This window comes from Pseudonocardia sp. Ae150A_Ps1 (assembly GCF_001932315.1).
Classification (GTDB): Bacteria; Actinomycetota; Actinomycetes; order Mycobacteriales; family Pseudonocardiaceae; genus Pseudonocardia.
Map to the genome: position 1 here is coordinate 1992369 of NZ_MCIJ01000001.1, position 10526 is coordinate 2002894.

10 protein-coding genes, 1 tRNA gene and 1 pseudogene are annotated in these 10526 nt (G+C 69.8%); 6 read left to right on the plus strand and 6 right to left on the minus strand.

Features of this window, described 5'->3' with window-relative positions; all coding sequences use genetic code 11:
* The 4 genes and pseudogenes from Ae150APs1_RS33440 to Ae150APs1_RS09105 form a co-directional block, all read left to right on the plus strand.
* A pseudogene (locus Ae150APs1_RS33440) lies at positions 1–948 on the plus strand (FtsK/SpoIIIE domain-containing protein); the annotation flags it as partial.
* Between the two features lie 167 nt (positions 949–1115).
* Positions 1116–2714 (plus strand): helitron helicase-like domain-containing protein, encoded by a 1599-nt coding sequence (locus Ae150APs1_RS09095; protein ID WP_249266273.1) that lies wholly within the window; start codon positions 1116–1118, stop codon positions 2712–2714.
* A gap of 13 nt (positions 2715–2727) precedes the next feature.
* Entirely contained in the window at positions 2728–2946 is a 219-nt protein-coding gene (locus Ae150APs1_RS09100; protein WP_075296915.1) for a helix-turn-helix domain-containing protein, read from the plus strand.
* Complete coding sequence (locus tag Ae150APs1_RS09105) at positions 2946–4148, plus strand: site-specific integrase (RefSeq protein ID WP_075296917.1); 1203 nt, start codon at positions 2946–2948, stop codon at positions 4146–4148. The genes Ae150APs1_RS09100 and Ae150APs1_RS09105 overlap by 1 nt, the downstream gene beginning before the upstream one ends.
* A gap of 893 nt (positions 4149–5041) precedes the next feature.
* On the opposite strand, the gene Ae150APs1_RS09110 is transcribed toward Ae150APs1_RS09105, so the two are convergent.
* Positions 5042–5437: a hypothetical protein gene (locus tag Ae150APs1_RS09110; RefSeq protein ID WP_075296919.1), complete on the minus strand. Its 396-nt coding sequence runs from the start codon at positions 5435–5437 to the stop codon at positions 5042–5044.
* Positions 5438–5534: 97 nt separating this feature from the next.
* Positions 5535–5605, minus strand: a tRNA-Gly gene (locus tag Ae150APs1_RS09115).
* A 149-nt stretch (positions 5606–5754) separates the two neighbouring features.
* Between Ae150APs1_RS09115 and Ae150APs1_RS09120 the strand changes: the two genes are divergently transcribed.
* A complete protein-coding gene (locus tag Ae150APs1_RS09120) occupies positions 5755–6306 on the plus strand; it encodes a sigma-70 family RNA polymerase sigma factor (RefSeq protein ID WP_227012794.1) in 552 nt (183 codons plus the stop codon).
* On the plus strand, positions 6303–6971 hold the full coding sequence (locus Ae150APs1_RS09125; protein ID WP_075296921.1) for a zf-HC2 domain-containing protein: 669 nt from the start codon (positions 6303–6305) through the stop codon (positions 6969–6971). The genes Ae150APs1_RS09120 and Ae150APs1_RS09125 overlap by 4 nt, the downstream gene beginning before the upstream one ends.
* Here Ae150APs1_RS09125 and Ae150APs1_RS09130 read toward each other — a convergent pair.
* From Ae150APs1_RS09130 to Ae150APs1_RS09145, 4 genes are all read right to left on the minus strand, one after another.
* The gene (locus tag Ae150APs1_RS09130) at positions 6964–8133 is read right to left on the minus strand and encodes a putative peptidoglycan glycosyltransferase FtsW (RefSeq protein WP_075296923.1); all 1170 of its coding nucleotides are present in this window, start codon (positions 8131–8133) and stop codon (positions 6964–6966) included. The two genes, Ae150APs1_RS09125 and Ae150APs1_RS09130, sit on opposite strands and share 8 nt — an antisense overlap.
* 73 nt (positions 8134–8206) lie before the next feature.
* Positions 8207–8794, minus strand: a complete 588-nt coding sequence (locus tag Ae150APs1_RS09135) for a class F sortase (protein WP_249266274.1) — start codon at positions 8792–8794, stop codon at positions 8207–8209.
* A 16-nt stretch (positions 8795–8810) separates the two neighbouring features.
* Complete coding sequence (locus Ae150APs1_RS09140) at positions 8811–9509, minus strand: CHRD domain-containing protein (protein ID WP_010228095.1); 699 nt, start codon at positions 9507–9509, stop codon at positions 8811–8813.
* A gap of 73 nt (positions 9510–9582) precedes the next feature.
* On the minus strand, positions 9583–10506 hold the full coding sequence (locus tag Ae150APs1_RS09145; protein WP_075296925.1) for a hypothetical protein: 924 nt from the start codon (positions 10504–10506) through the stop codon (positions 9583–9585).
* Between the last annotated feature and the right edge of the window lie 20 nt (positions 10507–10526).

The window sequence follows — 10526 nt, forward strand, 5'->3', positions numbered from 1 at the left end:
CGGGGAGCCCCCCCCCCCCCCCCCCCCCGAAGAGTTCGACACCGCGACCCGCGCTCTGGCTGTGGCCCGGGGTGTGCGCCGCTGCCAGGTCCGTGAACTCACCCCGAACGTGGTGTCGATCGATTTCCAACGCCGCAACCTCCTCGATGTTCTGGTGCGTTCGCCAGGGGTCGAGACGCTGTCCGGGATCGACGGGGCTGCGGTTGATCTGGGGAAGGTCTGGTCGGGGCGCACCGAGTACGGCACGGATTGGTGGCAGTCGTTGATCGGCGGTCACACCCTGGTTGCGGGGGCTACGGGGGCGGGGAAGGGGTCGTTGATGTGGGCGCCGCTGGTCTCGGTCGCCCCGGCCATCCGGGACGGTCTGGTGCGGGTCAACGGGATCGACCCCAAAGGGATGGAGTTGGCCTACGGGCGCGGGGGTTCCACCGCTACGCCGTCACCTCGAAAGACGCACTCACCCTGCTCGATGACCTCGTCGAGCAGATGGAAGCCCGTAAACGCGCCTACGCCGGTGCGACCCGCCTGGTCCCGATCACGACGGAGACGCCGTTGGAGATCGTGGAGTTCGACGAGATCGGTGCGCTGCTGCGTTACCGCGGGGACCGCAAGACCCGCGAGGCGATCACCGACCGCGTCGCCCTGTTGACCACCCAAGGCCGCGCGTTGGGGTTCACAGTGCGCGGGTATGTGCAGGAACCGACGAAGGACACCGTCCCGGTGCGGGAGTTGTTCCCCCGCCGGATCTGCCTACGCGTCGCCTCCACATCTCACGTGTCGATGGTGCTGGGGGACCAGGCCTACGAGCAGGGTGCGTGGGCGAACCGGATCGGTGAAGACGAACCCGGCGTGGGTTATCTGTTCGGCGACGGCATCCGTGAACCCCTGCGTGTCCGGGCCGGGTGGGTGTCCGACGGCGCGGTGAAAGACCTCGAAACGTTCGTCACCCGCACCGCCCCGCCCGCAGATATGGCGGCACCGGTACTCACCCTGCCCGCCCCCACCGACACCCTGCCCGAGGCCCACCGCAAGATCGGAGACGCCGCATGCCCCCCACCGACACAGCGGGCCGGGAGCCGGTCGATCAGGACACGCTCAGCCGGGCGCAGAAGGCGATGCTCGCTCTGTCCGACGATGTCGCGGTCCAGCTCGCCGCAGACCACGGGGTGTGTGTCCGCCCTCTGGCGATGCGGCGGATCGACCAGTCCAGCGGCCGGGTCGAGGTCGTCCCGGTGCCGTGCAGGTCGACACGGGAGGATCAGTGCCGCCCGTGCGCGGACAAAGCCCGACGGCTACGCATGGTCCAGTGCCGCGAAGGCTGGCACCTCGACAACGAACCCATCGTGAAACCGGCCGACCCGACCGACGCGCAGAAAGAGTTGATGGCCGCCCGCGCGGACTTCCACGCCGCCTACACCGACTGTCTCGCCGCAGGTGCCGAAGCCGAGTGCGCTGAGATCCGCGAGATCGTCGAGGACATCGACACCGAACTCCGCGCTCTCGGTGTCCGGGGCCGCCTCTCCCCTCTCGACCCGACACCCCAGACCGTGCGCCGCTCCACCCGCCGACGCCAGGACGCACCCAACCTCCCACGCCGCCCGGTGGAGGACCGCACCGTGGGCCGGGTCTTCGGCGGGAAGTACCGACCCTCCACGTTCCTCACCCTCACCCTCGACACCTACGGCCGCGTCGACGGCCACGGCGCCGCCCTCGACCCCGACACCTACGACTACCGCCGGGCGGCGCGGGATGCGGTCCACTTCCCGAAACTGCTCGACCGGTTCTGGCAGAACACGCGGCGCTGTGTGGGTTGGGACGTGCAGTACTTCGGCACCGTCGAACCCCAGAAACGCGGAGCACCCCACTTCCACGCCGCCATCCGCGGCACCATCCCCCGCGCCGAACTCCGAGCGATCACCGCCGCGACCTACCACCAGGTCTGGTGGCCCGCCCACGACGAACTCGTCTACAGCGGGGACCGGCTCCCCCGCTGGGACCACCACCACAAGGCGTTCGTCGACCCGGACACCCGCGAGCCGCTGCCCACCTGGGACGAGGCGACCGACCCCGACGCCCTCGCGGCTCCGGCGCACACGGTGGTGTTCGGGCCGCAGGTCCACGTCAAGGGAATCCTCGGCGGCACCGAAGAAGCCGGACGGCACATCGGTTACCTGACCAAGTACCTCACCAAGAGCGTCGGGCAAGCCGCCGGCGTCGACGAGTCCGCCACGTCACGACAGCGCGAGCACGCCCGCCGCCTGGCCGCCGAACTCGCGATCACGCCGTGCTCGCCGCGCTGCCCGATCTGGCTGCTCTACGGCATCGAACCCAAGGGCGCCCGACCCGGAACGACACCCGGGCATTGCACGGGCAAAGCGCACAAGCCCGAACACCTCGGCATCGCCGGACGCCGCGTCCTCGTCTCCCGCAAGTGGTCCAACAAGTCCCTGTCCGACCACCGCGCGGAACGGACGGCGTTCGTTCGGCAACTCCTCGACCAGGCCGGAGTGAAACCCGCTTACGCGATCGATGACGGGCCCTTCGACTGGGAACCCGTACGCCCCGGTGACAGCGACGTCCCACCCCGCCCCGTCCTGCTCCTGCACGCCATCCACCAACGCCAACGATGGCGAGCCGACTACGACGCCGCCCTCCTCGCCACCAGCAACGCACCACCTGATGAGCGTTCGACAACTACCGATCAAGCCGCGTAGGAGGGGCCGGTCGATGGAGCAGTACCTGACCGTGGCCGAGACCGCACAGTACCTGAACACCTCCCCGCGGTTCGTGCGGCGCCTCGTCGCAGCCCGGCGGATCGCATTCCACCGCGTCGGACGACATGTCCGCTTCGCTGTGACCGACCTCGACACCTGGCTCGCCGAAGGACGAGTCGAACCGTTCCCCCGCCACCGACACCGGCCCCGGCACCACCGAGGAGGCCGATGATGACGAGGCAAAAGAGTTGCTCGACAAAGCGACGTCGGTTCGGTTCCATCCGCCGCCTGCCCTCCGGGCGTTACCAGGCCAGCTACCTCACCCACAGCGGGCACCGCCAGACCGCACCGGAGACTTTCGACCGTAAAGGCGACGCCGACCAGTGGCTCATCCTCGTCGAGAGCCAGATGCTGCGCCGCGAATGGCTCGACCCTGCTCTCGGCAAGGCCCTCTTCAGCGATTACGGCGACCAGTGGATCACTGAACACAAAATCAGCGCCCGCACCAGAGAGGAGTACCGCAGCATCTGGCGACACCACATCGACCCGTTCCTCGGCCCGATCAACCTCGCCGAGCTCAGCCCTGCGGTCATCCGCACCTGGCGTACCACCCTGCTCTCCGCCGGACGATCCGAAGACCGCACCGCGAAGGCCTACCGCCTGGTCCGCGCGATCTGCACCACCGCTGTCGACGACGGCCGCATCACACGCAACCCCTGCCGCATCAAAGGCGCCGGTGAACACCGCACCCCCGAACGGCCCACCGCCACCATCACACAGGTCTTCGACCTCGCCGACGCGATGCCACCACGCTTCCATGCCCTGATCCTGTCCGCCGCGTTCACCGGCCTACGCTGGGGAGAACTGGCCGGTCTCCGCCGCTGCGACCTCGACCTGGACACCGCCACCCTCCACGTCCGGCGACGCCTGGCCCAACTCAGCCGAGGCGGACTCCGCCCCGGACCACCCAAGTCCACCGCAGGGATCCGCACCATCGCGCTCCCCTCGTTCCTCGTCGCGACCCTCGACAACCACATCGCCGCCTACTCCGGCCCACCACCGGACGGGCTGATCTTCTGCGGACAACGCGGCGGCATGCTCCGACGCGGGAACTTCGGACGCGCGACCAACTGGCCCACCACCATCATCAAGACCGGGCTACCGGCCGGGTTCCACTTCCACGACCTGCGCCACACCGGTAACCACCTCGCCGCCACCGCCGGAGCCAGCACCCGTGAACTCATGCACCGCATGGGCCACGGCACCATGCGCGCCGCACTTATCTACCAACACGCCACCACCGAACGCGACCGCCGCATCGCCACCCAGATCGCCACGCTGGTCGACCGCGAACGCCACCACCATGGCCGCCAAGGCCCTATCATCGGCCGCGACGAACAAAACGCAGGAGTCCACGACGCGCTCGATACCTGATCCCTGTCCACGCGCTCAGCCCTCGGCTACCATATTCTCCATCGAGCACGTGCGCATCATTCCGAGGAGAACGTCTCAGTCAGCGGAGCGATATCGCTGCGCCCCCTGATCTTCAGTCCACCCAATTTCGTATTCACCGTAGGAGAATGTTGACCCAGGAAGGTCTCGACCTTTTCGCATCATAAATTCATCGGCAGTCGCACTGTCGCGAAAAACTCCGAGGATTCGGCAGGAGTCGACGCCCTCCTCGAGAACAATCCAGACCGTCAGTTTCATCGCAGCACTAGTGGCCACAGGGCAAGTCTACTCGGGGAGTAATTACAGCTGACTGGTAGGTGCGGGCGAGCTGAACGGAGTACCCCTTTGTCTCCTGCTGGAACCTCGAAGTATTATTGCTCTTGCAGTGGAACTCGATATTCTTCTGCGTGAGCGATGCTACCCCGCGGGACGTTCCCGTCTTCCTGTCCACCTGCTTGTAGCGCAGGCCGGCCCACTCCACAATGTAGAGAGTGCTCGTCTGTGAAATAATTGTCGGCCTGCCAGTTTTGCAACTTGTGTATGGTTTAGCTCCGACGGACTTCTTGCCTGCGGAGGTCCGGGGATGAACGACCGATGGATACAATGTGCATTGGAACGGATCTAGGGTCGCCATCGGTTGAGCCGATCGAGGGTCAGTGTCGTGATATGGTTGATACGCAGCACTCCGCCCCGCGATACGCTGAAGTTCGTCCAGGTAGTTCTCGTCAGGACCCGACTCACTGGCGAGTGCTGGATGAGCCAGCCCCACCGCTGCGAATACGGCAGCCAGGGCCAGTCCGATAAAACGCCTCACTGATTACCTCCCCCATAGGGTGGATGAATACTAAACAGGCATAGATAGGCGCCGCAGCGCATCACCACTGGCAAATATTGGTAATCGCCGTGTTGGCGTAATGGAGCTGCCGCTTGATCCCCTCGTCGACTTGAACGTCGAAGCCTTTCGGATCATCTACAGCAAGATACGGCAGAACCGCCTTGTAGCTAACCACCCACGCCTCAACTGCAACTTTCAGATCCCCATTCTTCAAATTTAGCGCTCCTCCTTCCATCATCGAGGGGATGGAGTGGAGCTGGATCGGAGTCAGGACTTGATTCGCCACGGGCCAGCCGACGCCGTGTGCAGTCAGGTCAGCCTGGGTGATCGCGCACCATTCGACATCCTCGAGGGGTTTCTGACAGCCAGCGACGAGAGACCCCACCACCCCGAGCGCCAGCAGCAACGCCGCAGACCCGACCTTCGGTTGAGACATCGGCGCCCCTTCTCTCCTTGCACACCGGTCGCACGTCCCTGCCCGACCTCTTTTCAAGATCGACTAGGGCTGGTGTTTCGGCCTGTCGTGCGGCGTGAGCGGGCGACGGGAATCGAACCCGCGTAGCCAGTTTGGAAGACTGGGGCTCTACCATTGAGCTACGCCCGCATGCCCGATCGTGTCGATCGGACATCCACGAGCCTATCCCACACCGAACCCGTGAACACCCCCGCCCCCGGGTACGTACCCACCCCGGACAGGGGATGTTCAGGAGGTTCCGGACACCGATGACGGCGCGCAGACGCGGCTTGCGGTCCGTGGGCGGAGGGGCTGTCGCCCCACCCCCGGACCCCGGGCTCGACACCGAGGCCGGGCTCCGCGCCGCGTACGGCGCCCACGGCCCCGAGATCTACCGGTACGCCCTGCGCCAGCTCGGCGACGACGGCGGCGCACAGGAGGCTGTCCAGGAGGTCTTCCTCCGCGCCTGGCGCCGGGCCGACGCGTTCGACCCGTCGGTGGCGAGCCTGCGGGTCTGGCTGTTCGCGATCGCCCGTAACGTCGTCATCGACGAGATCCGCCGGCTGACGGTGCGACCCTGGCGCCGGCAGCTCACCGACGAGCCGGAGTCCGGCAGGGACTCGATCGGCCCCGCCGACGACGCGCTGGTGGACACCTGGCTGGTCGAGGAGGCGTTGCGGCGGCTGCGCCCCGAGCACCGGCAGGCGATCGTGGAGGCGTACCTGCGCGGTCGTCCACACGCGGAGATCGCGGCGGAGGCCGGGGTCCCGGTCGGGACGATCCGCAGCCGGGTGTTCTACGGCTTGAAGGCACTGCGACTGGCGATGGACGAGATGGGGGTGGAACCGTGACTCCGGACGAGCACCGGGCACTACGTGAGTCGCTGGGGGACCACGCGATCGGACGTCTGCCACGCGACGAGGCCGCCGCGGTGGCGGCCCATCTGGACGGCTGCGCCGAGTGCCGGGCCGAGCTGACGGAGATCTCGTCGGTCCTGCCGGCACTGGGCCGGGTCGATCCCGCGCAGCTGGACCGGGCGCCCGCTCCCCCACCGGACCTGGGCGACCGCATCGTGGCGGCCGCCCGCGCCGAGGGGCGCGAGCCCGGTACGAGGAAGCGTCCACGCTGGCTCCCGGTCGCGTCCGCGGCGGCGGTCGCGATCCTGGTCGGTGGCGCGGTCGGATACGCGGTCGGCGACCACGACGGGATCCCCCGCGAGCCGGTGGCGGTCCAGGCGATGGATCCGGCGGTCGAGGCCACCGCGGTCGCGATCCCGCACACGTGGGGCGTGGAGATCGTGCTGGACGCCGACGGGTTCCGGTCGGGTTCGACGTACCGCGTCGTCGTCGAGGCGTCGGACGGCCGTGAGGTCGGGGCGGGCGAGTTCATCGGGACGGGCGAGAACCCGATGGTCTGCAACCTGAACTCGTCGGTGCTGCGCTCCGACGCGTCCGGCTTCCGCGTGGTCGACACCGGTGGGGCGACGGTGCTGCGCGGGGACCTGCGGTCTACCTGATCCGGCGGGCGGCGTTGGCGACCAGCCCCAGCAGGAACAGGGTGCTGACCAGCGCCGTGCCGCCCGCCGAGACCAGCGGCAGCTGCTGCCCGGTCACCGGGAGCAGCCCGACGACGTAGCCGACGTTCATCACCGCCTGCACGACCACCCAGGTGGCGGTCGCCGCCGTCACCAGCCGCAGGAACGGGTCCCTCGTGCGGGCCGCGACGCGCAGGCCCACCCAGGCCAGCACCGCGTACAGCCCGAGCACGGCGATCCCGCCGAGCAGGCCGAGCTCCTCCCCGATCACCGCGAAGACGAAGTCGTTCGCGGCGTTGGGCAGGTAGTCCCACTTGGCGCGGCCCTGGCCGAGGCCGGTGCCGAACAGTCCGCCGTCGGCCAGTGAGAGCAGCGCCTGGCGGGACTGGTAGCCGGCGCCGAGCTCGTCGCCGGAGCCGAGGAACGTGGTCAGCCGTTCGCGCCGGTAGCCGGCGGTGAGCCCGAGGACGGTGGCCCCGAGGACGGCACCGCCGGACAGCGCGGCGATCAGTCCCAGTGGCGCCCCGGCGAAGAACAGCAGCGCGACGAGGACCACGCCGAGCGCGACCGTCGTGCTCAGCGCCGGCTGGAGCATCAGCAGCGCCGCGACGATCATCACCACCGGGACCAGCGGGAGGACGGCGTAACGGGCGTGCCGCACGGCCCTGCCCCGCAACGCGAGCACGTGCGCGCCCCACAGCAGCAGCACGACCTTGACCGCCTCGCCGGGCTGCACGGTGAACCCGCCGACCGAGATCCATCTGCGGGCGCCGCCGCGGACCTCGCCGATGCCGGGCACCAGCACCAGCACGAGCGCGACGACGCAGGCGAGCAGCAACAGGGGCGTCCACGCCCGCAGCACCGACGGCCGCAGGGTCATCCCGGCCGCGAACGCGGCGACGCCCGTCAGCAGGAAGATCAGGTGCCGGACGAAGACGGTGAGCACCATCCCGTCCGCGACGGTCCGTCCACCGGCCGACGCCGACAGGACCATCACGACGCCGACCAGCAGGAGCATCCCGGTCACGGCCAGGACGACGTGCAGCGGCGGGACCTTCCCGAGCCGGGACACGCCGGACACGAGCGAGGACCACGCGGACCGGCGGTCCGGCCCGGACGGCGTCCTCGCTCGCGGCACGGTCACCCGTCCAGTGTCCGCCAGAGCCGGACCCCGGGGCGGTAACCGGACATCTCGGCGCGTCCTGCAACGGCGGTCGTCAGGCGGCGCGGGCGTGCACGACGAGGTTGTCGAGGTAGCTGCGCTCACCGCGGTCGAACTCGCCGGCACAGGTGACGAGCCGGAGCACGTCCTCCGGCGCGGCCCCGAAGACCTCGAAGGTCGGGAACTCGTCCTTCGGGACCTGCCGGGTGTACTCGACGGCGTACCGGCCCGTCGTACCGTCGCTGCGGCCGACCTCGATCACGTCCCCGGCCGTCAGGTCGCGGAGGTCGAAGAAGACGGCGGGCCCGTCGCGGGAGTCGACGTGTCCCATGAGGACGGCCGGGCCGGGGTTGCCGCCGCGGTCGAACCAGCCGACGCGGTCGTAGTCCTGCGGCACCTCGGCCGTGCCCTCCCCGGTCACGCCGAGCCGGACCAGCGACGGCTCGTCGAGCCCGATCGCCGGGATCCGGACCGACGTCGGCACGACCTCACCCGGTGCCGCGACGACCGGCGCCTGGGTGATCGGGCCGGCCGGCCGCTCCGGGGCCGCCGGACCGTCCACACCGGCCCCGGCGCAGCCGGTGAACAGCAGGACCACCAGCACGACGACGCCCGGGAGCACCAGGGCTCCCGGGCGTCGCACGCGGACGGGCACGGTGTCAGCCCTGCGCACGGCTCCGGCGGACCAGGACGACGCCCGCACCGGCCGCCGCGACGAGTCCCGCGGCACCGAGGGTGTAGGCCACGGTGTCGTTCGAGGAGGCACCGCCGGCACCGGTCTCGACGCCGCCCATCGGGACCTCGGTCAGCTGGCCGCGCACGGCACCGGCCGAGTACTCGGCGGTGTGGGTGTCCCCGAAGAACGCCGACGGGTCGGCCTCGATCTGCGCGAGCGAGAAGCCGGTGCCGGTGTCCTGGCCGTCACGCTCCAGACCGGTGGTGAAGGGGCCCTGCAGGCAGCCGGACGACGTCCGGACGTCGCCGTCACCGGTCGGGTCCGGGAACGCCAGGCGCGGCGGGCCCGCCGCACCGGCGGCGGCCTCGTGGATGTGCGTGGCGGTCTTCGCCGGGCTCTCGTACTCCCCGGTCACGCCGCGCAGGGTGATGTCGTAGCAGATGATCTCGTCGTCGCTGTTGAGCCGGAAGTTGAACTCGCCGGACGCGCCCGGCTCGCCCGGGACGGCGGCGTTGTCGTTGTTGATGATCGTGTCCGGCGACGCGGCCACGGTGTACATGCTGGTGAAGCTGCTCGGCTCGGGGACCTCGGTCTCCTGGGCGAACGCGACACCCGCGGTCGCGGCGAAGGCGAGTGCGCCTGCGGCGGTCACGGCGGCGAGACGGGGGAGGGTACGGCGCATCGGGGCGTCCTTTCCGGGTGATTCATCCTCGATGCCCGTCTCTACGGACGGCGTGGTGACCGCGTTCACCCGTTCACCCGGTCGGTCGGCCGCGTCCTCCGAAGCCTCGACCCCCGAAGCCGCGACCTCCGAAGATGTCGGCGACCATCCGCTCCCAGGCCGTCACCGCGCTCACCGGCGGCAGCCCGAGCTGGCCGAGCAGGGCGAGGCAGCGGCCGTCGTCGCCGGTCAGCAGTACCGTCGACATCGGACCGTGCGGCCCGTGCGTCCGGACGACGCGTGCGGCGTCGACGTCGGCCGGGCCGAAGGCGAACTGGGCCGGCCCCGAGACGACGCCGACGACGTCGCCGGTCTCGACGTGGTCCACCCACCCGACCGACGCCTGCAGGCAGCCCCGGTTCGGGACGGCCATGCCGACCGGGACGCCCTGCTCGCACAACAGGCACAGCAGCTCGACGACGGGGAGGAACCCGCCCACCGGGAACGCCGGGCGGGCGATCCGGTCGAGCAGGTCGCCGTCGTCGGCGAGGATCGCGTCGAGCAGGCCGATCTGGTCCAGCTCGTCGGGATCGGGGAGCTCCGGCGGCACGGTCTCGGTCCGCTCCGCCCGCGGGGCCAGCGCCATCACGTCGAGCACCATCGGAGCGGGTTCGGAGACCAGGTGCGCGCGGTGCACGGCGGTGCCGTCGGCGTCGAACATCCACAGTCCGGCGGGCTCGCGGGCGTCGTCGTCGGCGTCGGTGCGGACCAGGGCGGCGACCGCGGACCGGGCCAGCCGGACGGTGACCCGGTCGGTGCGCACCGCGAACGCCTCACCGGTGAAGCTCGGCTCGGCGTAGGCGGCGAGGTCGCTGATCAGGGCGCTGCCGTTCGCGGTGGTCGCGACGACCTCGTCGAGCAGCGGGAGGTGCCGGGCCAGCGAGTCGGGATCGAGGTCGAGCCGGGTGCCGACACGGTGCGCGAGCAGCGCGTCGAGCTCGGTGCGGGGCAGGGTCACGGGGTGCTCCGGATCGGTAG